This window comes from Roseomonas sp. CAU 1739 (assembly GCF_039839775.1).
Classification (GTDB): domain Bacteria; phylum Pseudomonadota; class Alphaproteobacteria; order Acetobacterales; family Acetobacteraceae; genus Neoroseomonas.
In genome coordinates, this window is sequence record NZ_JBDOQQ010000004.1 from 262,577 (window position 1) to 282,297 (window position 19,721).

Sequence of the window (19,721 nt, forward strand, 5' to 3'; positions counted from 1 at the left end):
ATGGAGATGGGGGCTTACTCGGCCGGTGCCAGGGCCATGCCGTGCCGGGCCCCCGCGCGGCGCCGCCAGGGCAGCGCCAGGGCATACATGGCGGGCACCACCAGCAGCGTCGCGACGGTGGCGAGCGACAGCCCGCCGATCATCGCGATTGCCATCGGCCCCCAGAACACCGACAGCGTCAGCGGCACGAAGGCCAGCACGGCGGCGAGCGCGGTCAGGAGTACAGGACGCGTGCGGCGCACCGTGCTCTCGATGATGGCGGTGCGCAGATCGTGCCCGGCTTCGAGATCCTGGCGCACCTGGTCGACCAGGATCTGCGTGTTGCGCATCACCATCCCGGCCAGCGCGATGACGCCGAGCAGGGCGACGAAGCCGAAGGGCGCGCCCATCGCCAGCAGCGCGAAGGCAGCACCCGGGATGCCGAGCGGGGCGGTGACGAAGACCAGCGCCGTGCGCCCGAAATGGCGCAGCTGCGCCATCAGCAGCACCAGCATCGCCGCGATCATGATGGGAAACAGCGCGAAGAGCGCGGCATTCGCCTTGCCGGATTCCTCGGTCGCGCCACCGGTTTCGATGCGCAGCCCGACCGGCAGGGCGTCGATGACGGGGCGCAGCCGCGCGGCGACCGCAGCCGAGACGTCGGGCCCCTGGAGGCCGGTTGCGACATCCGCGCGGACGGTGATGTAGGCCTCGCGGTTGCGGCGGAACAGGATGGGTTCCTCGGCATCCGGCACCAGGCGGGCGACCTGGGACAGCGGCACCGGCCCGGCGGGCGTGGCGAGCGACAGGTCGGCCAGCGTCTCCGTCGTCAGGCGTTCATTGGCGGGCGCGCGCAGCACGACATCGACCAGGCGGTTGCCCTCGCGATACTGCGTCGCCGTAGCACCCGTCAGCAGCAATTGCAGGGAGGTCGCGACCTGCGCGGGAGACAGGCCGAGTTCCGCGACGCGGGCGCGATCGAGTTCCAGCCGCAGCGACGGCGCGCGCTCGCCCCAGGACAGCGAGGCATCGCGCGTGCCGGGCGTGGCACGCATCACGGCGAGCACATCCTCGGCGGCGCGGCGCAGCGCGGCGGGGTCGTCGCCATGGATGCGGAACTGCACCGGGTAGCCGACCGGCGGGCCGAAATCGAGCCGCGAGACGCGCACCCGCGCCTCCGGCACCAGACCATCCTGCACCAGCGTCATCAGGCGCTCGCGCAGGCGTTCACGCGCGGGGATGTCGCGCGCCTGCACCACCAGCTTGGCAAAGGCCTCGTTCGGCAGATCCGGGTTCAGCGCGAGGAAGAAGCGCGGGCTGCCCTGGCCGAGATAGGTGGTGACCAGACGCGCATCGTCGTCGCCTTCCAGCGCCTGTTCGACACGCCGTGCGGCGTCGAGCGTCGCGGCGAAGCTCGCGCCCTGGCGCAGGTTGATATCCACCAGCAATTCAAGCCGCGCGGAGGTCGGGAAGAACTGCTTGCGCACCGCGCCCATCGCCGCGAAGCCGGCGACCATCACCAGCAGCGTCGCGCCGATGACGATGAGCCGGTGCGATACCGACCAGCCGACGACGCGCCGCAGCGCGCGGTATCCGCGCCCGTCATAGGCGTGGTGGTGGCCGCCGGGCTTGGGCGTCGGCAGCAGCTTCACGCCGAGCCAGGGCGTGAACAGCACCGCGACGAACCAGGATGCGACCAGCGCGAAGCCGACCACCCAGAAGATGCCGCCGGCATATTCGCCGGCCGATGACCGCGCGAAGCCAACCGGCAGGAAGCCCGCCACGGTGACCAGCGTGCCCGACAGCATCGGCCCGGCGGTGGAGGTCCAGGCGAAGGTGGCCGCCTTGGCGCGCGACCAGCCTTCCTCGAGCTTCACCACCATGGTCTCGATGGCGATGATCGCATCATCCACCAGCAGCCCGAGCGAGAGGATCAGCGCGCCGAGGGTGACGCGTTCCAGCTCCATCCCGGTCGCAAGCATCACCAGGAAGACGATGGCGAGCGTCAGCGGCACCGACAGCGCGACGATGATCCCCGCGCGGAAACCCAGCGAGAGGAAGGAGATCACCATCACCACGCCCAGCGCGGCGACGAATTTCAGCAGGAACTCCGCCACGCTCTCCTGCACGACATGTGCCTGGTCGACGATCGGCGCGACGGTGATGCCGAGCGGCGTGACGCGCTGCTGCGCCTGCATCGCCGCCGCGAGATCGGCGCCCAGCGTCAGCACGTTCACGCCTGGCTGCTTGCCGACGGCGATCAGCACAGCCGGCTGCCCGCCCTGGCGGATGCCGGTCGAGGCCGGGTCGGCATAGCCGCGCGACACCTCGGCGATGTCGCCCAGGCGCAGGGAACGGCCGGCGGCCGCGACCGGCACCTCGCGGATCGCGGCGAGGCCGTCGAAGCCGCCATCGACCCGCAGATGCATCCGGGTCGCGCTGCCTTCCACGACGCCGGCGGGCGCGACCGGATTGTGCCGCGCCAGCGCATCGATGATGGCCTGCGGTTGCACGCCGAGCGAGGCAAGGCGCGCATGCGCCACCTCGATGTGGATGCGCTGCGCCTGCTCGCCGAAGATCTTCACCTTGTCCACGCCGGGCACGCGCAGCAGGCGGGCGCGGATCGCCTCTGCCTGGCGGATCAGCTCGGCATTCTCCGCACCGGTCACGGCATAGATCGCCGACCAGACGTCGGAATATTCGTCGTCGAAGAAGGGGCCGAGCACGCCGGCCGGCAGCGTCTGGCGGATGTCGCCGACCTTCTTGCGCACCTGGTACCACAGGCCCTGGACCTCGCGCGGCGGCGTGGTGTCGCGCAGCACCACGGTCATCACCGCCTGGCCGGGGCGGGTGAAGGTCTCGACGCGGTCGAGAAATGCCAAATCCTGCAACCGGCTCTCGATGGGGTCGGCGACCTGGCGCTGCATCTCCTCGGCGGTCGCCCCCGGCCACTGCGCGGTGACGACCATGACCTTGAGCGTGAAGCCCGGATCCTCGGCGCGACCGAGGCGGAGATAGGCGAAGGCGCCGGCCGCGCCGAGCATGATGATGAGAAAGAAGGTCAGCGCGCCATTGCGGACGCCCCAATCGGACAGGTTGAAGCCCATGGCGGCATGTCCTCAGCGCAACGTGGCGGCGGCGCGGGTCTGCACCACCCGCACGGCACTGCCGGGGTCGAGCAGTTGCGGGCCGAGGGCGACGATCTTGTCGCCTTCCGCAAGCGCGCCGCGCAGGGCGACCTGCGCCTCGCCCAGCCGTGCCACTTCGACCGGCACGGCGACGACGCGGCTGCCCTCCACCTTCCACACCATCGGCCCCTGGCCGCGGTCATGCAGCGCGGAGGCCGGCAGCAGCGCGACCGGCGTGGTTTCGGCACGCAGCCGCACCGTGCCGGTCATGCCGAGCGCGGCCCAGCCTGGTGCATCCGGCAAGGTGAAGCGCACGGCGTAAGTGCGCAGGGTGGCATCGGCCTGGGGGGCGACCTCGCGCAGCCGGGCGGCGATGGGCTCGTCCGGCCTGGCCCAGAGCCGTGCGTCGGCCCGCGCGGCAGCGAGGTCGGGCAGGGCCCCCTCGGGCACCTGCACCAGCAATTCGCGCTCGGCCGGGTCGGCCATGCGCATCACCACCTGGCCCTCGCCGACCACCTGACCGACTTCGGCCAGCACAGCGGTGACGACGCCATCCGAGGGGGCGCGCAGGATGGTGTGGTCCAGCCGGTTGCGCGCAAGTTCCAGCGCGGCGCGGGCGGAGGCGACGCGTTCCTCCGCACCGCGGGCGGTGGTCTGGCGCTGTTCGTCGAAGGCGGCGGCGACATGGCCGGCGGCGAGCAGGGTGCGGGAGCGGGCGGCCTCGGCCAGCGCGCGGCGGGCCTCGGCCTCGGCGGCGGCGAGGTCGGCCTCCGCGCCGCGGACGGACAGCGCGATATCAGCGGGATCGATGCGGGCGAGGTCCTGCCCCGCCGTCACCGTGGCGCCGAGATCAACCAGCCGGGCGGCGATGCGGCCATTGGCGCGAAAGGCGATGTCGGCTTCCCGCCGGGCGCGGACCACGCCGGCAAAGGCGCGGGGCTGTTCGGCCGGTGCGAAGTGGATTTCGGCGACCTGGATGGGCTTCGGGGCCTCCGGCACCGCGGCCTGGGGACCGGAATCGCGGCAGCCGGCGAGCAGGGCGAGGGCAGCAAGGGCGGGGAAGGGGACGCGCATGGCGGATCTCCGGGGGCAACCCAGGATATCCATCGTGTATGACGAAAGTCAACAATCATCAGTGATCAGGAATCAGGCCTCAGTCCCTTGATCAGCAGGTCGAGCATGGATTCCAGCTCGCCCGCCATCCGCACCTCATCCGTCATGTTCTTGGCGAGGCTTTCCGCGATCAGCACCGGATGCATCCAGCACAGCGTCGCCTGCTTGATCATCCGCGCCGTCGCGGCCGGGTCGAGGGCGGCGAATTCGCCCCGTGCGGCACCATCCGCCAGCACCCGGCCGAGCGCGCCTTCGATGCGCGTGATGAAGGCGGCGATCACGCCCCAATGTTCGGACATGGCGGCGGTGACCATGTCGTGCATGCGCTTCTCCGTGAAGAACAGCGCCATGTGGCGGGCATGGAGCAGGCGCATCATGGTGCGCAGCCGGTCGGCGGCGGCGCCGGGTCCATCGGCGATGTCCTCGAGGTCGCCGGCGACGCCTTCCAGCAACCGCTCGGCGATCGCCTCGTTGATCGCGCTTTTCGAGGCGAAGAAGCGATAGACATTGGCCGGGGACATGCCGAGCTCGCGGGCGATGTCGGCGACCGCGGTCTTCTGGTAGCCCATCGAGCGGAACAGCGCCTCGGCCGCTTCCAGGATGCGCTGGCGCGCGATGGCGGCGCGGTCTTCCTGGGTGCCGGGATTGGAGCGATTCATGCGCTGAAAGATTCCGTCAGTCGTCAGCGACACTCTACGGCGTGCTGATCCGCGATGGAAGCAATCTGCCGCCATGGCTGCCTTTCGCGCTGATCGGCCATGCCGCCGCGGTGCTTGCCCTTGCTGCGGCGCCGTACCACTTTTGGAGCATGATTGAGTCGCAAGGAGCCGCATCGTGGCAGGCGTTCCGGATATCGGCCCCAAGGAGACCTGGCAGTTCCTCTCCGAGGATCCGCAATGCGCGCTGGTGGATGTGCGCACCGACGCGGAATGGAATTTCGTCGGGCTGCCGGACCTCGCCGCCATCGGCAAGCAGCCGGTGCTGATCCCGTGGCAGGTCTATCCGACCATGCAGGTGAATGGGCATTTCGCCGACCAGTTGCACAAGGCGGGGCTGACCCCGCTGCACAAGATCTTCTTCATCTGCCGGTCGGGCGCGCGGTCGCTGGCCGCCGGCCAGGCCGCGCAGGCCGCCGGTTTCCCGCACGCCTTCAACGTCGCCGATGGCTTCGAGGGGCCAGTGGACGGCGACGGCCATCGCGGCCATGTCGCCGGTTGGAAGGCGGACGGGCTGCCCTGGCGGCAGCGCTGAAGCGCGGGCATTCTCCCGCCATCATCCGATGGGGAGAACGCCGTGACGACCTTGCCGCTGCAATCCGAGTTCCTGTTCCGCCTCGCGCTGTCGGCCGGTGCGCCGCAGATGGCCGGCACGGCGACCAATGGCGAGCTGCGCATCATCCCGGTAACGGGCGGGACTGCCGAGGGCCCGCGTTTCACCGGTGAGCTGGTGCCCGGCACCGCCGCCGACTGGCTGCGCGTCTTCCCCGACGGCACGGCGCATATGGATGTGCGGCTGACGTTGAAATCGACCTCGGGCGCCATCGTGTACATGCACTACACCGGCGTGCGCCATGGTCCGGCCGAGGTGCTGGCGCGCATGAACAGCGGCCAGCCGACCGATCCCTCGGAATATTACTTCCGCACGGCCATTCGCTTCGAGACGGGGTCGGAGGAATTCGCCTGGATGAATTCGATCATCGCGGTTGGCGTCGGCCAGCGCCCGCCGTCGGGCCCGACCTACGACGTTTACGCCATCGGCTGAATGGGCTCCGGCTGCCGGGCGGTTCCTGCCCTGGTGACAGCCAGAAAAAGGAGGGGGTACGGGGGAGTTCTCTCCCCCGCCCTTTCTTCCTACCGCGGCACATCCAGCCTTTGCAGGATCGGCCGCCACTGATCGTCGGACCGCTTCAGGAAGGTCGCGAAATCATCCGGCGTCCCGCCGGCGAGGAACTGCCCTTCGGTGGTCAGCCGTTCCCGGATGCGCGCATCCTGAAGGGCCTCGTTCGCCGCCGCGTTCAACCGCTGCACTGCATCGGCGGGCGTGCGGGCCGGGGCGAGCATGCCGAACCAGGACAGCACGTCGAGTCCCGGTGCGAATTCGGCGATGGAGGGCACCTCGGGCGTGGACTCGACCTTGCGAGCACTGGTCCAGGCGATCAGCCGGCCCTGGTTGTTGCGATGGACGGGCTGCGCGGTGCCGCCGGCGACGATCAGCATGTCGAGATCGCCGGCCAGGAAGGCTGCGAGCTGCGCGGAATCACCGCGATAGGTCACGTCCTGCATGGTGATGCCGAGCCGTTCCATCACCATCAGCATGGCGACGTTGGTCAGGGTCGTCGGCCCGTTGGTGCCGTAGGTCATGATCCCCGGCCGCGCCTTGGCCGCCGCCACCCAGGCGGGCACGTCGACCGGTCCGCCGTTCAGCCTGGTGATGATGCCGAACGGGAATGTCGTCGCCAGCATCACGGGCGCGAAATCGTCCACCTTGTAGGGCAGGTTCGGCACGATGACCGGGTTGATGGTGAGCGTGGTGCCGGCGGCCATCAGCAGCGTCAGCCCGTCGGGCCGGGCGCGCGCGACGTATTCCGCACCGATCACGGTGTTGGCGCCGGGGCGATTTTCCACCTGCACGGTCTGGTTGAGCAGCGTGGTCATGCGCTCGGCGAGCAGACGGGTGACGATGTCGGTGCTGCCGCCGGGGGCGAAGGGGACGATGATGGTGACGGGGCGGGCGGCGCCCTGCGCGAAGGCGGGCGCGGGGAGGGCGGCGAGCGCGGCGAGAAGCGGCCGGCGCCGGATGGTGATGGTCATGGCGGCATGTCCTGGACGATGGGGCGGCCGCGCTCTGCCGGCGCGGTCGGTGCATCATCGCGCGATCAGCGGCGGCCCGCCAGTTGCCGGTTCTCCAGCCGCGACAGCACGCGCACCACGGGCCAGAGCAGGATGAAATAAACCACGGCAGCCGCCATGATCGGCGTGGCGTTGTAGGTGACGGACTGCGCCTGGCGTGCCTGGAACAGCAATTCCGGCAACGCGACGACCGAGGCGATCGAGGTGAGCTTCACCACCTCCAGCGTGTTGGAGATCAGGTCCGGCAGCACATTCCGCACGGCCTGGGGCAGCACGACATAGGCCATGGTCTGGCCGCGGGTGAGGCCGGTGGAGCGTGCGGCTTCGAGCTGGCCGCGCGGTACGCTCTCGATGCCCGCGCGCAGGATCTCCCCGTAATACGACCCGGTGTTGAGCAGGAAGCCGATCGCCACCGCCCCCCAAGGGCCGACATCGACGCCGATGAAGGGCAGGCCGGCGAAGATGAAGATCAGCAGCACCAGCGGCGGCAGGGCGCGGAAGGTATCCACCCAGACGCGCAACGGCCACTTCACCCACGGGCTGCGGATGGTGGACAGCACGGCGATGACGATGCCGCCGGCGATGCCTAGCGGGACCACCAGCAGCGATAGCAGCAGCGTTGCCTTCAGCCCCTGCCACAGGATCGGCCAGGCTTCGGTGACAATCTGCCAGTTGAAGAAGGTGTCGAGGAACATGTCCATGGCGCGCTATCGCTTCCACGCGAAGCGCGTCTCGATCCAACGGCCGAGCACGACGACGGGCAGGAACAGCACCAGATAGGCGATGGCGCCGAGCGTCAGCGGCGACGGGTTGAAGGAAAACGACACCCCCGCATTCGCCGCGCCCAATATGTCCGGCACCGCCACCACGGAAGCGAGCGCCGTGCCCTTGGTGATGGCGATGGTGCGGTTGGTCAGCGGCGGGATGGTGATGCGCAGCGCCTGCGGCAGCACGACATAGGTCAGCGTCTGCACGAAGCCGAGCCCGGTCGAGCGTGCCGCTTCCCACTGCCCCTTCGCGACGGAGGTGATGCCGGCCCAGAAGATCTCCTCGGAGAAGGCCATCAGCACCAGGGTCAACGCCAGCCAGGCGGCGACGAAGCCAGACAGTTCGATCCCCGCATTGGGCAGGCCGAAGAACAGCAGCACGATGATGACCAGCGGCGGCAGGGCGCGGAACAGATCCACCGTGAAGATGATCAGCCAGTTCAGCGGCCGGATGCCGAAGGCGCGCAGCAGCGCCAGCAGCAGCCCCAGTGCCAGCCCCGCCGCGATGATGCACAGCGCGAGCATCACGGTCAGCCAGAAGCCCTCGATGATCTTGGGCAGGTATTGCGCCATGACGCGGGCGTTGAAGAAGCTGTCGGTGAAGCGGTCCCAACTGGTCATGGGGTGCGCCATCCGTGCCAGCCTGCGCTATGATGCGACGACGACCCGAAGAAGGGATGCGCCGGATGCTGCCATGGAAGACCACGACCCTTGCCGCGATCGCGCTGCTGTGTGCCGCCGCCGGCCCGCCGCCGGACGCCGAGCGGCTGGTGCCGGGCGGGCGCGGCGGCTTCGTCAGCGACGGTGCGGAAGGGTGCTGGCTGTGGGCGAGCGGCATCGGCGGCCAGGCGGTGGATCTGACTGCATCCTGGACCGGCCCCTGCCCGGACGGCCCGGCGGAAGGCGAAGGCCGCGGCGTGGTCACCTGGCGCGAGGACGGCCGCGAACGCGCGATGATCTACGAAGGCGCCATGCGGCGCGGCAAGAATGAGGGCGCAGGACGGCTGACCATCACCGCCGGGAAGGAAGTGCGGGTGATGCAGCAAGGCACCTTCCGCGACGACCATTTCGTCTCCGGCCGGGTCGAGATCCCCGCCGCGGGCATCGTGTATGACGGGGGCTGGCTGATGTCCCACCCGAATGGCCGCGGGCGACTGGTGCTGCGCGGCCGCGTCATCGAGGGCAATTGGACCAATGGCTGCCTGCGCGGCCCGCAGGGCTGGTTCGCCTTCACCCGCCCGGCGCAGGAGTGCAACGGCCTCGACACCTGATGTGAGGCGCAGCGCCTCGCCTTCGCAGGCATGGCGCGGCATCAGTGCCGCTCGATCTGGGAGATGAAGGCGCGGGTGCGGTCATGCTTCGGATCGGCGAAGATCTCCCCGGGGATGCCTTCCTCTACGATCACGCCGTCCGCCATGAACACCACGCGGTCGGCCGCCGCCTTGGCGAAGCCCATCTCGTGGCTGACCACGACCATGGTCATGCCGTCCTCGCGCAATTCGCGCATCACCGCCAGCACGCCACCCACCAGTTCGGGGTCGAGCGCGCTGGTCGGTTCGTCGAACAGCATGACACGGGGTTCGAGTGCTATGGCGCGCGCGATCGCCACGCGCTGCTGCTGCCCGCCCGACAATTGCAGCGGATAGTGGTCGGCGCGGTCGCCCAAATGTACGCGGTCCAGCGCCCGGGCCGCCTTCGCCTCGGCCTCCGCGCGGCCCATGCCTTGCACCTTGCGCAGCGCGAGGGCGACATTCCCCAGCGCCGTCATGTGCGGATACAGGTTGAAGGACTGGAACACCATGCCGATGCGCTGGCGCGCCTTGTTGATGTCGGTCTTGGCATCCAACATGTCGATGCCGTCCACCACCACTGAGCCGGAGGACGGGTCCTCCAGCCGGTTCAGGCAGCGCAGCAGCGTCGATTTGCCCGACCCCGAGGGGCCGATCAGGAACACCAGTTCCTTCTCGGCCACCTGCAGATCCACACCCTTCAGGACATGCAGATGCCCGAAATGCTTGTGGATCGCCCGCGCCTCGACGATCGGGGTCGGCATCACCCGCAGGTCGGGTTCTGCGGGGTCGGGTCGAAGCCGGGCAGGTCCGGCACGCCATAGCCGGGGAACTCGATCCGCTCCGCCTGGTCCGGGCCGGGGGCCGAGCCGAACCAGCGCTCGGACAGCCGTGCCACGGTGCCGTCGCGCTTCATGCAGACGATGACGTCCTCGACCTGGTTGCGCAGCGCGCCGGAATCCTGGCGGAACGGCGTGCCCCAGTGGAAGCGCGTGCCAGGCAGCACGTAGTCCGCGACGTATTGCGGCGTGCGCGACGCCGAGTACCGCACCACCGTGTTGCCCGACAGGTTCGCATAGGCGCGGCCCTGGATCACCGCCTGCGCCGCATCGGCCTGGCTGTCGAAGGCGAGCAGCGTCAGGTTCAGCCGTTCCCGGTTGTTGTTGACCCACTGCTCATACGGCGTGCCCTTGTTCACGCTGATCGTCTTGCCGCGGAGGTCCTCCTCGGAACGGATCGGCGGCGTGCCGCGGCGGATGCCGAATTGCAGCTCGGTCCACAGGTAGCCTTCGGTGAACAGCAGCGCCTGGGCGCGTTCCGGCGTCACCGTGGTCGGTGCGCAGAGGAAGTCGTAGCGCCCGGCATTGAGCGCCGGGATCAGGCCCGAGAAGGACGCGCTGTCGATCACGATCTCCCGGCCCATGCGGCGCGCGACCTCACGGAACAGGTCGATCTGGAAGCCCTGCACGCCGCCCTGGAGGTTCGGAAAGGCGTGCGGCGCGAAGGTGCCGTCCACGCCGCAGCGCAGCGGCGGCTGGCCCTGCGCGAAGGCGGGGGCGGCGGCGGCGACGGACAGCAGGGCGGCGGCGATAAGCCTGCGCATTGGGAAGCCTCCTCTGAACTCGGTTTCCGGCGGCACATTTTCAGATGGCTGCCCTGCTGTCCATGCGGGCACTGCCATGAAGTTGCCCTCTGAGGGACCTTCTGCCGCCGCCGCGGGCAGTTTTATTCCGTCATGAACGGAGCGACGCCAATGCCATTCATCCCCGCCTTGCTGATCGGAGCCGGCTTCCTCGGAAACCTGCTGCTCGTCGTGCTGCTGCTCGGCGATGTCACGGCGCCGCTGGCCGCCGCGGCGGTGCTGGCGTTAGGCGGCGGCGCGCTTATCCTCGCCGGGCTGATGTTGATGGAACCGCGACGCGATCATGAGGCCGGCCATCCGCGCTGAATCAGCCCCCCTGATTTGACAGCGTCGGGACCGGCGCGACCAATGGCGTCGATCGAAGCCCTCCGGAGATCGACGATGATAACTGGCCGCGACCGGCTGACCCTTGCGGCGGCATGGATACTGGCGCGCCGCCGGCGTGCAGCGGGGCGCGCGCGATGAGCGGCCTCAGGATCACTGGCGCGGAGGTCTTCGTCGTCCCCGCCGGCGCACAACGCCAGCCTGTCCTGCGCCTGCACACCGATGCCGGCGTCACCGGCGTGGGAGAAGCGGCTGTCGGCTTCGCCATCGGCGCGCTGGGCGCGGCCGGCATGATCGAGGACCTGGTGAACCACCTGATCCTCGGCCAGGACCCCTTCGCGGTCGAGCATCTGTGGCAGGAAATGTACGACCATTCCTTCTGGGCCAAGGGCGGCGGGTCGGTCACCTATGCCGCGATCTCGGCGATCGAGACCGCGTTGCTCGACATCAAGGGCAAGGCGCTGGGTCTGCCGGTCTATGAGCTGATCGGCGGCAAGTGCCGCGACACGCTGCGGACCTACTGCAACGGCTGGTCCTTCACCGCCCGCAGCGCGGACGAATTCGCCGACGCCGCCCGCCGCGTCATCGACCAGGGCTGGACGGCGCTGAAGATGTATCCGCTCGCCAATCCCAAGTCGGCAGGGGACGATTTCACCACCGTGCGCCACGTCTCCGGCCGCCATCTGGAACGTGCCGACGCCGACCTCGCCGTGGCGCGCGTCGCGGCCGTGCGCCGCGCCATCGGGCCCGATGTGGAGCTGATGCTGGACGTGAGCGGGGAGGTGACGCCGGGCGACATGATCCGCCTCGCCCATCGCTTCGCCGAGCACGACATCCTGTTCCTCGAGGAACCCTCCGACGCCATGGATCCGGCCGGCATCCGCCGCGTCCGCGACAACGTCCCGATGCCGATCGCGGCAGGCGAGCGCGTCACCAGCCGCTACGGCTTCCGCCAGCTGTTCGAGCATGAGGCGGTGGATATCGCGCAGCCGGACCTCGGCAATACCGGCGGCATACTGGAGACGAAGAAGATCGCGGCGATGGCCGAGGCGTTCAACGTCCGTGTCGCGCCGCATATCTGCGGCGGGCCGGTGCTGAATGCCGCCGGGCTGCAACTCAGCGCGTCATTGCCGAGCGTGCTGATCCAGGAACTGTATCCGTTCCGGCACCCGGATCACTTCGCCTATGTGGATCGCGCGCCGGAACTGGATGTGCGCGACGGCATGCTCGCGGTGCGCGATGAGCCGGGGCTCGGCATCGCGCTGCGGGATGAGGTGGTGGCGCGGCACCGGCGCGCGGTGTGCGGCAGGGTGTGATGGGAAGGGATGGAGGGGCGCCGCCCCTCCAGACCACCCCGCCAGGGGGCTACGGCCCCCTGGACCGCGGGGACTTGGCGCCGAGCGGCGCGGGCAGCATCAATGCCCGGATCCGGCTGTCATGCCCAAGGCAATCGTCATGGCTGGGACCGCGCATCGCACCTGGTATGAAGTGGAGGTTTCCAACGACCTTGGATCATGATGACCGTAGGGTGCGAATGCACCGGAAGCCCGAGTAGGGCGGCCAAACAATAGGGCGGAGCGGGATTGGTGGACGAATGTGAACCAATCACACTCCATGCCTTTGGTGGGGGGGTGCGGAGGGGGCGAAGCCCAATCCGGTTTACGCACCGCGATCCTGTCCCGGCACGTCTGCGGCAACGCCCCTCTGGTTCGTCCCGATCAGACCATGCGCCTCACCGTTCCAGGTGCCGGTTGTCCATGCCCCGGAACACGATCAGCGCCCGTGACGCGCGCCTGCGTGGCGACATCTCAAGCCAGTCGAGGAATTCCAGCAGAACCTTGCCGGTGATGTCCGCCACGCGATGGCGATGCGCCTGTTCGGGCGTGAACCAGCCCAGGCGTTCCAACTCCCCCGAACCGGCGATCTCGCCATGCACCGCCTCGGCCGGAGCGCACAGGAAGCGGGCATTGAAGCGGATCGGCCGTCCGCCCGGCGTGACCGCGCGGCAGACATAGTGCAGCGCGCCGAGATCGGCCGCGACATCGTCGCCGCGCCGCTCCCCGAGCACGAGCCCCGTCTCCTCGAACAATTCGCGGACGGCGGCGATGCCAATGGCGCGCGCCCGCGCCGGCGTCGCGCGGCGTTCCAGCATGCCGCGTGTCGCGGGCAGCAGTTCCTTGACTGCAGGCTGGCGATGATCGTCGGGGTCCACCCGCCCGCCTGGGAATACCATCACATCCGGCATGAAGCGGTGCTTGGCGTGGCGCTGGCCCATGAGCACTTCCGGGCCCTGCGGGCCGACGCGCCAGACGATCAGGCTGGCGGCGTCGCGCGGGCGGACAATACGGCGCGCATGGCCTTCCGCATCGGCGCCGCCGGGATTGTCCGCCTTCGGGTCAGTCAAGCGCGAAGCCCCGCAGCCGCAACCAGGCGCGGAAGCCGAAGCGTTCCGGCACCGACAATTGCCGCGCCGAATTCTCCGACCAGGTGCAGCCTTCCGGGGCGGCGCCATGGATCTCCGGATAGCGCGGCTTCTGCTTCGGGCGCAGCGCGTCATAGGCCGTCAACGCTGCGGGCAGGTCGCTATCGTCATAGGTCTCGCGATGGATGACGACGGAAGGTGGCAGGCGCGGCGTCGGCTCATTGCGCGCTTCCGGCCAGCCGAGCGTGAGGCCGGCGACGGGATAGACACCCTCCGGCAGGCCAAAGATCGGACCGACCTTTTCGATATGGCTGCGGACATAGGAAATCGGGCAGGTCCCCAGCCCCGCCGCATCGGCGGCGGCGATCGCCATGCCCATCGCCAGCGCCGCATCGACCGCGGTGTTGAGGAAGGTATCCATGTTGTTGTTCGCATGCGCCCGACCGTGCCGCGCGCAGGCCTGCTGGCCGCGCCGCATGTCGCCGCAGAACAGCAGCAGCACCGGCGCGTCCTTGATCCATGGCATGGTGCCGATCCAGTCGGCCACCTTCGCGATCTTCGCCGCGTCGCGCGTGACGATGATGGAGAATTGCTGCAGGTCGGATTTCGACGGCGCCGACTGTGCCGCCGCCAGCACGGTGTCGAGCAGCGGGTCGGCGACGCCTTCCGCCCGGTAGCGCCGCGTCACCCGGCGGTCGAGCAGGGCGGCCAGGGCCGGCGGGATCTCCGCCGGGGGGTCAAAGGGCAGGGCGCCGTAGCGCGCGCGGATCAGGTCGGCGGGTGTCATCGGCGTATCCTGCGCTTCCGTTCAGGCCCGCACCACCCAGGCATCGGCGACGGTCACGCCCTGGCCCTCGGCATGGATGATCAGCGGGTTGATCTCGGCTTCCGCAACCTCCGCCACCGCGGCGAGGCGCGATACGGCCACGATCGCCCTGGTCAGCGCATCGAGGTCGCCTTTCGGCAGCCCGCGCCAGCCGGCGAGCGGCTTCAGCCCCTTCACCTCCTCGATCATGACGCGGGCCTCAGCCTCGCTGACCGGGGCGGACCGCAAGGCGATGTCGTGATGCAGTTCCGCCATAACGCCACCGGCGCCCACCAGCACGATGGGGCCGGTTTCGGGGTCGCGGCGGAAGCCGAGGATGGCCTCGGCAAGACCCTTGGCCATCGGCTGCACCAGGAAGCCCGTGATGGTCGCCTGCGGGGCCTTCGCCGTCACGCGGGCCAGCATCTCCGTCGCCGCCGTCCTCAGCGCGACAGCATCGGGGATGTTCAGCATCACCCCGCCGACCTCCGTCTTGTGGGCGAGGTCGGGGGAGAGGATCTTCAATGCGACCGGGTAGCGCATGCCCTCCGGCACCGCCTCCGGCGTCGCCATCACGGCGGTTGCGCCGGGCAGTCCGAGCGCGGCGAAAAGCGCGCGGGCATCCGCTTCATCCGGCCGCGCCGGCAGGCTGTGCACGACGGCCGCCGCCACAGGCACGGCGCGCGGCGCCTGCCAGTCGAAGAAGGCGCGGATCACGTCGGCGCAGGATTCCGGCGTCCGGAAGGCGGGGATGCCGGCCTCGCCCAGCATGCGCAGGGACACATCCGCCTGCGGCACCAGGAAGGCGGCGATCGGCTTGCCGACCCCGGATTTCGCCGCGCCCAGGATGCCGGCGACCGCGTCATGCGGCCGGAACTGCGCCGACGATCCGACCACCGACAATGCGAGGTCCGTATCCGGATCGGCCGCCAGCGCGGTCAGCGCCGCCTGCACCTTGTCCGCCCGCGTCCCCGCCAGCGTCACGTCGATCATCCGGCCGTGATGCGGCAGGCCGGCGGCCTTCAGGCCCGCCACGGCCGTCTCGTTGGGCGCGCGCGTCTCGATGCCTGCGACGCCGAGTGCGTCGACGGCCATCGCCCCGCCGCCGCCGGTCGTCGTCATCACCGACACGGCGCGCTTGGGTGCTGCGATCGGCTTGCGGCCGATGAACAGGGCGGGTGCTTCCAGCAGCGCCTCGATCATCGTGACACGGGCGATGCCGTTGGCGCGAAAGAAGGCGTCGGCGGCGGCATCGGATCCTGCCAGCGCGCCCGTGTGGCTGTTGGCGAGTTCCGCCCCGAAGGATGACCGGCCGAGCTTGTAGGCGATGATCGGCTTGCCGGCGGCATGCGCGCGCCGCGCGGCCTCCTCCAGGAGGTCGGCGCGGCGGATGGCTTCGAGGAACAGTAGGATGGCATCCACCTGCGGATCATCCACCAGCAGCCCGGCGATCTCGCTGGCCGTCAGGTCGGCCTCGTTGCCGGTGCTGATCAGATGGGAGAAGCCGAGGCCCCGCGCCGCCCCGCGTGCCATGATGGCACCCAGCATCGAGCCGGACTGCGACACCAACGCAAGGCGCCCGGCGGGCAGGCTTTCCGCCTCCAGCGCCGCATTCACCGAACAGGCGGTGCGCGCGTTCAGGTTGATCAGCCCCATCGAATTAGGCCCGAGGATGCGCACCCCGGCAGACTTCGCCGTGGCCAGCAGGCGTTCCTGCCGTGCGATGCCTTCGGGCCCGGCCTCGGCGAAGCCATCCGCCAGGATGCAGGCGACCGGGATGCCCTTGGCGGCGACATCGTTGATGACGCCTTCGACATGCTCGGTCGCCAGCAGCAGATAGGCCAGGTCGACCGGGCCCGGGATGGCGGCGATCGACGGGTAGGATTTCTCGCCGAGGATCGTCTCGGCGCGCGGGTTCACCGGATACAGATCCCCATCAAAGCCGTGCTTGCGCAGATAGACCTGCGCGCGCGCCGTCAGCCGCGTGGCGTCGGCGGAAGCGCCGACCAGCGCGATGCGGCGGGGATTGAGCAGGGCAGGGGCCAGGGCGGTCATGGATCGGTCCGGTTCAGCGCGGCCCCTGGGCGACACAGCCTTCTGGGGGCTGCGCGGGCGGGGCGACATGGATGGCAAGGAAGGCGGGTGTTGGTGCATCGGCCGGCAGCAGGTCCAGGTCGATGTCGTGCAGGGTGATGCCACCCTCGGCGATGCGGTCGCGCGTCGCGGCCCGGGCCAGCAATTCGCGCGTCGGGCGCAGCACCGCGGCGCGGCTGCCCGGTGCGAGGCCCGGAAGGCCGCCGAACACCACCACGGCATCGGGGCGCACCCAGGGGGTGGCGGCGGGCAGCCGGTCGAGATGCCGCGCGACCGGGGCGAATACGCAGGCGGCGTCGCGCAGCGGTGCCTCCAGCGCGGCGGTCGGTGGCATGCGCTGGACTGCGTCCAGCACCACCGGTGGGACGTTCCCGGCCGCCGACGGCCTGACGGTCACGAAGGCGTCCTGTGACGCGGCAGGCCAGGCGATGGCGCAGAACGCCAGCGCCATGGCCCACCGGGCAGTCACAGGCACGACCCGTCAATGCGCCCCTGCGGCCCGATGCGGGGCATCGGGCCGGGAGCGCACAGCGCGACCGCGCCCCAACCGACCGCCGTCGCAAGTGCGCCGGTGCATGGCGCGCCAGCCAAGCGCGCGAATGCGCGCGCCCGGCGCTTGAGGGCACGATCAGCCAAGCGCGCGGATGCGCGCGCCGGCGATTGCGGCAGACAACGGCTTCGGCGGACCATGAAATGGACCGCGATCCCTCAGATCGGATCCCAGGAGAACACGTCGCCCGACCGCTCGAGCTTCGAGAAGGCCTGCGACAAGGACGGTAGCGCGTATTCCGCGATCGCCTCCGGCGTCCAGCCTTCCGAACGATGCACCGACTTGACCGGCCGGATCTGGCTGTAGACGAACAGTTCGTTCATGCGCGGGGAGAAGATCTGCCCGGTCACGTCCTTCGCCGCATCGGAGGCCAGGAACACCGCGAGCGGCGCGTTCTTGTCGGGCGTCATCTGCATGATGCGCTCGACGCGGCGCTTCTGCTCCGGCGTCTCCGCCGGGATGGTGCCGGTCATGCGCGACCAGGCGAAGGGCGCGATGCAGTTCGAGCGCACGCCGAAACGCGACATGTCGAGCGCGATGGACTTCGACAGCCCTGCGATGCCGAGCTTCGCCGCCGAGTAGTTCGCCTGCCCGAAATTGCCGATCAGGCCGGAGGTCGAGGACATGTGGACATAGGCGCCGGACTGCTGCGCGCGGTAATGCGTCGCCGCGGCGCGGGAGACATAGAAGGACCCGTTGAGGTGGACGGCGATCACCGCGTCCCATTCCTCGGGCGTCATGCGGTGGAAGATCTGGTCGCGCAGGATGCCGGCATTGTTCACGACGATGTCGATACGGCCGAAATGATCCATCGCGGCCTGCACGATCTTCTGCGCGGAGGCCCAGGTCGCGACGCTGTCGGGGGAAATCTCCGCCGAGCCGCCGTTCTGCGTGATGATCGCCTTGGTCTGCTGGGCCGGCGTCGCATCCTGGCCTTCACCCGACACCGAGGCGCCGACGTCGTTGATGATGACCTTGGCCCCCTGGCCGGCCATCATGATCGCGATCTCGCGCCCGATGCCGTTGCCGGCCCCCGTGACGATCGCGACCTTGCCCTCGAGCATGTTCGGCATAACGGCGTTCCCTCCTAGGTCCTTAGCCTCCTAACCTTCTAGACCCGCCCCCGCGGGCCGTGAAGCCGGGTTGCCCGGATGCCGGCCGGCCCTAACATGGGCGGGTCGGGCAAAAGGGGCTGTCGTGTCGCTGGTATCGCTGCAAGGCGTGGGCAAGACCTATCGTGGCCGGACCGGCGCGTGGGAGGCGGTGCGCGATTTCTCGCTCGACCTCGCCGATGGCGAGTTCTTCTGCCTGCTCGGCACGTCGGGCTGCGGCAAGACCACGGTGCTGAACATGGTGGCGGGATTCGAGCAGCCCACGGCCGGGCGCATCCTGCTGGACGGCGCCCCGGTCGAACGCCCCGGCGCCGATCGGGGCGTGGTCTTCCAGGGCCATGACAGCCTGTATGACTGGCTGACCGCGCTCGACAACATAGGCTTTGGGCTGCGCCTGCGCGGCCTGGGCCGCCGGGATCGCCGTGCCAAGGCGGAACACTACCTGCACATGGTCGGTCTGACCGGACAGGGGGCGAAGCACCCGTCGGAGCTCTCGGGCGGCATGAAGCAGCGCATCCAGATCGCCCGTGCCCTGGCCAACGACCCGCGCATGCTGCTGATGGACGAACCCTTCGGCGCGCTGGACGCGATGACGCGGGCCGTGCTGCAGGGCGAGCTGTCGCGCATCTGGGCGGAGACCCGCAAGACCGTGCTGTTCATCACCCATGACATCGAGGAAGCCGTGGCGCTGGCGACGCGCGTCGGCGTGATGAAGCGCGGCCCCGGCGGCACGCTGAAGGCAGTGGTGCCGGTCGATCTGCCATTTCCGCGCGAACGCACCTCGGATGCCTTCATGGCGGCCTTCCGCAGTGTCCACGCCCTGATCCATGATGAGATCCACGGTGCGCATTGAAGGCCGCCTCGCAACCGTCGCCGGCTATGTCGCCGGCTTCGCGCTGCTGTTCCTGGTCTGGCACCTGGCGGCGACGCTGCTGGTGAAATCCGTGCTGTTCCCGCCGCCCGGCCCCGTGCTGGACCGGGCCATCGTGCTGATCGAGGACAACATCCTGCAGGAACAGATCGTCGCGTCGATGCGGCGCATCATGCAGGGTTTCCTGCTGGGCTCGGCAATCGGCATTCCCATAGGCCTCGCCATCGGATCCTTCCGCATCGTGCGCTGGCTGCTGGAGCCGTGGACGGAATTCTTCCGCTTCATCCCCGCCGTCGCGATGATCACCGTCGCGGTGATCTGGTTCGGCATCGGCGAGGAGAGCAAGATCTTCCTGATCGCCTACACCACCGTCTTCGTCGTGGTCATCAGCACGGCGGCGGGCGTCGGCGCGGTGGGGCGGGACAAGATCCGCGCAGCGCAGTGCCTTGGCGCGTCGCGACTGCAGATCTTCGCCCTGGTGGCGCTGCCGGCCACCGTGCCCTACATCCTGACCGGCATGCGGCTCGCGATGGCCAATGCCTTCGTCACCATCGTGGCAGCGGAACTGATCGCGTCCAATGACGGGCTGGGCAAGCTGCTGTGGGATGCGCGATTGTTCATGCAGATCGAGGACATCTTCGTCGCGCTGGTGGCGCTCGGGCTGCTCGGCTTCGCCACCGACCGGGTGTTCCGCTTCCTCATCCGCATCTTCGCCGGGCGGTTCAATGCCACCGTCTGAGCATGCCTTCGGCATGGCATCATCGACCGACCAACTG

Annotated in this window: 20 protein-coding genes; 7 read left to right on the forward strand and 13 right to left on the reverse strand. The window is 69.4% G+C overall.

Annotated elements, in window-relative coordinates:
• Positions 1–14: 14 nt before the first annotated feature.
• The 3 genes from AAFN86_RS09740 to AAFN86_RS09750 all read right to left on the reverse strand — a co-directional run bounded on the left by AAFN86_RS09740 (position 15) and on the right by AAFN86_RS09750 (position 4,879).
• On the reverse strand, positions 15–3,086 hold the full coding sequence (locus tag AAFN86_RS09740; protein ID WP_347543107.1) for an efflux RND transporter permease subunit: 3,072 nt from the start codon (positions 3,084–3,086) through the stop codon (positions 15–17).
• A gap of 12 nt (positions 3,087–3,098) precedes the next feature.
• Complete coding sequence (locus AAFN86_RS09745; RefSeq protein WP_347543108.1) at positions 3,099–4,181, reverse strand: efflux RND transporter periplasmic adaptor subunit; 1,083 nt, start codon at positions 4,179–4,181, stop codon at positions 3,099–3,101.
• A 65-nt stretch (positions 4,182–4,246) separates the two neighbouring features.
• Positions 4,247–4,879 (reverse strand): TetR/AcrR family transcriptional regulator, encoded by a 633-nt coding sequence (locus AAFN86_RS09750; protein ID WP_347543109.1) that lies wholly within the window; start codon positions 4,877–4,879, stop codon positions 4,247–4,249.
• Positions 4,880–5,054: 175 nt separating this feature from the next.
• On the opposite strand from AAFN86_RS09750, the gene AAFN86_RS09755 reads away from it, so the two are divergent.
• Together AAFN86_RS09755 and AAFN86_RS09760 are read left to right on the forward strand one after the other, a co-directional pair.
• On the forward strand, positions 5,055–5,471 hold the full coding sequence (locus AAFN86_RS09755; protein WP_347543110.1) for a rhodanese-like domain-containing protein: 417 nt from the start codon (positions 5,055–5,057) through the stop codon (positions 5,469–5,471).
• A 42-nt stretch (positions 5,472–5,513) separates the two neighbouring features.
• Positions 5,514–5,981 (forward strand): DUF3237 domain-containing protein, encoded by a 468-nt coding sequence (locus AAFN86_RS09760; RefSeq protein ID WP_347543111.1) that lies wholly within the window; start codon positions 5,514–5,516, stop codon positions 5,979–5,981.
• A gap of 89 nt (positions 5,982–6,070) precedes the next feature.
• On the opposite strand, the gene AAFN86_RS09765 is transcribed toward AAFN86_RS09760, so the two are convergent.
• The 3 genes from AAFN86_RS09765 to AAFN86_RS09775 all read right to left on the reverse strand — a co-directional run bounded on the left by AAFN86_RS09765 (position 6,071) and on the right by AAFN86_RS09775 (position 8,457).
• The gene (locus tag AAFN86_RS09765; RefSeq protein WP_347543112.1) at positions 6,071–7,030 is read right to left on the reverse strand and encodes a tripartite tricarboxylate transporter substrate binding protein; all 960 of its coding nucleotides are present in this window, start codon (positions 7,028–7,030) and stop codon (positions 6,071–6,073) included.
• A gap of 65 nt (positions 7,031–7,095) precedes the next feature.
• On the reverse strand, positions 7,096–7,770 hold the full coding sequence (locus tag AAFN86_RS09770; protein ID WP_347543113.1) for an amino acid ABC transporter permease: 675 nt from the start codon (positions 7,768–7,770) through the stop codon (positions 7,096–7,098).
• Positions 7,771–7,776: 6 nt separating this feature from the next.
• Positions 7,777–8,457, reverse strand: a complete 681-nt coding sequence (locus AAFN86_RS09775; protein ID WP_347543114.1) for an amino acid ABC transporter permease — start codon at positions 8,455–8,457, stop codon at positions 7,777–7,779.
• 65 nt (positions 8,458–8,522) lie between these two features.
• Between AAFN86_RS09775 and AAFN86_RS09780 the strand changes: the two genes are divergently transcribed.
• Entirely contained in the window at positions 8,523–9,107 is a 585-nt protein-coding gene (locus tag AAFN86_RS09780) for a hypothetical protein (protein ID WP_347543115.1), read from the forward strand.
• A gap of 41 nt (positions 9,108–9,148) precedes the next feature.
• On the opposite strand, the gene AAFN86_RS09785 is transcribed toward AAFN86_RS09780, so the two are convergent.
• Together AAFN86_RS09785 and AAFN86_RS09790 are read right to left on the reverse strand one after the other, a co-directional pair.
• Positions 9,149–9,889, reverse strand: a complete 741-nt coding sequence (locus AAFN86_RS09785; RefSeq protein WP_347543116.1) for an amino acid ABC transporter ATP-binding protein — start codon at positions 9,887–9,889, stop codon at positions 9,149–9,151.
• The gene (locus AAFN86_RS09790; protein ID WP_347543117.1) at positions 9,889–10,728 is read right to left on the reverse strand and encodes a transporter substrate-binding domain-containing protein; all 840 of its coding nucleotides are present in this window, start codon (positions 10,726–10,728) and stop codon (positions 9,889–9,891) included. Before AAFN86_RS09790 ends, AAFN86_RS09785 begins: the two co-directional genes overlap by 1 nt.
• 150 nt (positions 10,729–10,878) lie before the next feature.
• On the opposite strand from AAFN86_RS09790, the gene AAFN86_RS09795 reads away from it, so the two are divergent.
• The gene (locus AAFN86_RS09795) at positions 10,879–11,073 is read left to right on the forward strand and encodes a hypothetical protein (RefSeq protein ID WP_347543118.1); all 195 of its coding nucleotides are present in this window, start codon (positions 10,879–10,881) and stop codon (positions 11,071–11,073) included.
• A gap of 155 nt (positions 11,074–11,228) precedes the next feature.
• Positions 11,229–12,407 (forward strand): mandelate racemase/muconate lactonizing enzyme family protein, encoded by a 1,179-nt coding sequence (locus AAFN86_RS09800; protein ID WP_347543119.1) that lies wholly within the window; start codon positions 11,229–11,231, stop codon positions 12,405–12,407.
• Between the two features lie 416 nt (positions 12,408–12,823).
• On the opposite strand, the gene AAFN86_RS09805 is transcribed toward AAFN86_RS09800, so the two are convergent.
• The 5 genes from AAFN86_RS09805 to AAFN86_RS09825 all read right to left on the reverse strand — a co-directional run bounded on the left by AAFN86_RS09805 (position 12,824) and on the right by AAFN86_RS09825 (position 18,035).
• Complete coding sequence (locus AAFN86_RS09805; protein WP_347543120.1) at positions 12,824–13,495, reverse strand: NUDIX hydrolase; 672 nt, start codon at positions 13,493–13,495, stop codon at positions 12,824–12,826.
• Positions 13,488–14,300, reverse strand: coding sequence for a nitroreductase family protein (locus tag AAFN86_RS09810; protein ID WP_347543121.1), 813 nt, complete (start codon positions 14,298–14,300; stop codon positions 13,488–13,490). Before AAFN86_RS09810 ends, AAFN86_RS09805 begins: the two co-directional genes overlap by 8 nt.
• Positions 14,301–14,321: 21 nt before the next feature.
• A complete protein-coding gene (locus AAFN86_RS09815; protein WP_347543122.1) occupies positions 14,322–16,373 on the reverse strand; it encodes an acetate--CoA ligase family protein in 2,052 nt (683 codons plus the stop codon).
• A 13-nt stretch (positions 16,374–16,386) separates the two neighbouring features.
• Entirely contained in the window at positions 16,387–16,809 is a 423-nt protein-coding gene (locus AAFN86_RS09820; RefSeq protein ID WP_347543123.1) for a hypothetical protein, read from the reverse strand.
• Between the two features lie 311 nt (positions 16,810–17,120).
• On the reverse strand, positions 17,121–18,035 hold the full coding sequence (locus AAFN86_RS09825; RefSeq protein ID WP_347543124.1) for an SDR family NAD(P)-dependent oxidoreductase: 915 nt from the start codon (positions 18,033–18,035) through the stop codon (positions 17,121–17,123).
• A 124-nt stretch (positions 18,036–18,159) separates the two neighbouring features.
• Between AAFN86_RS09825 and AAFN86_RS09830 the strand changes: the two genes are divergently transcribed.
• On the forward strand, positions 18,160–18,927 hold the full coding sequence (locus AAFN86_RS09830) for an ABC transporter ATP-binding protein (RefSeq protein ID WP_347543125.1): 768 nt from the start codon (positions 18,160–18,162) through the stop codon (positions 18,925–18,927).
• Positions 18,917–19,684: an ABC transporter permease gene (locus AAFN86_RS09835; RefSeq protein WP_347543126.1), complete on the forward strand. Its 768-nt coding sequence runs from the start codon at positions 18,917–18,919 to the stop codon at positions 19,682–19,684. The genes AAFN86_RS09830 and AAFN86_RS09835 overlap by 11 nt, the downstream gene beginning before the upstream one ends.
• Positions 19,685–19,721 lie beyond the last annotated feature (37 nt).

Bases quoted from the DNA above. Each gene is read 5' to 3' on its own strand.
- AAFN86_RS09740 (WP_347543107.1), bottom strand. From the start codon at position 3,086: ATGGGCTTCAACCTGTCCGATTGGGGCGTCCGCAATGGCGCGCTGACC.
- AAFN86_RS09790 (WP_347543117.1), bottom strand. From the start codon at position 10,728: ATGCGCAGGCTTATCGCCGCCGCCCTGCTGTCCGTCGCCGCCGCCGCC.
- AAFN86_RS09810 (WP_347543121.1), bottom strand. From the start codon at position 14,300: ATGACACCCGCCGACCTGATCCGCGCGCGCTACGGCGCCCTGCCCTTT.
- AAFN86_RS09800 (WP_347543119.1), top strand. From the start codon at position 11,229: ATGAGCGGCCTCAGGATCACTGGCGCGGAGGTCTTCGTCGTCCCCGCC.
- AAFN86_RS09770 (WP_347543113.1), bottom strand. From the start codon at position 7,770: ATGGACATGTTCCTCGACACCTTCTTCAACTGGCAGATTGTCACCGAA.
- AAFN86_RS09825 (WP_347543124.1), bottom strand. From the start codon at position 18,035: ATGCCGAACATGCTCGAGGGCAAGGTCGCGATCGTCACGGGGGCCGGC.
- AAFN86_RS09775 (WP_347543114.1), bottom strand. From the start codon at position 8,457: ATGACCAGTTGGGACCGCTTCACCGACAGCTTCTTCAACGCCCGCGTC.
- AAFN86_RS09745 (WP_347543108.1), bottom strand. From the start codon at position 4,181: ATGCGCGTCCCCTTCCCCGCCCTTGCTGCCCTCGCCCTGCTCGCCGGC.
- AAFN86_RS09780 (WP_347543115.1), top strand. From the start codon at position 8,523: ATGCTGCCATGGAAGACCACGACCCTTGCCGCGATCGCGCTGCTGTGT.
- AAFN86_RS09795 (WP_347543118.1), top strand. From the start codon at position 10,879: ATGCCATTCATCCCCGCCTTGCTGATCGGAGCCGGCTTCCTCGGAAAC.
- AAFN86_RS09815 (WP_347543122.1), bottom strand. From the start codon at position 16,373: ATGACCGCCCTGGCCCCTGCCCTGCTCAATCCCCGCCGCATCGCGCTG.
- AAFN86_RS09785 (WP_347543116.1), bottom strand. From the start codon at position 9,889: ATGCCGACCCCGATCGTCGAGGCGCGGGCGATCCACAAGCATTTCGGG.
- AAFN86_RS09750 (WP_347543109.1), bottom strand. From the start codon at position 4,879: ATGAATCGCTCCAATCCCGGCACCCAGGAAGACCGCGCCGCCATCGCG.
- AAFN86_RS09765 (WP_347543112.1), bottom strand. From the start codon at position 7,030: ATGACCATCACCATCCGGCGCCGGCCGCTTCTCGCCGCGCTCGCCGCC.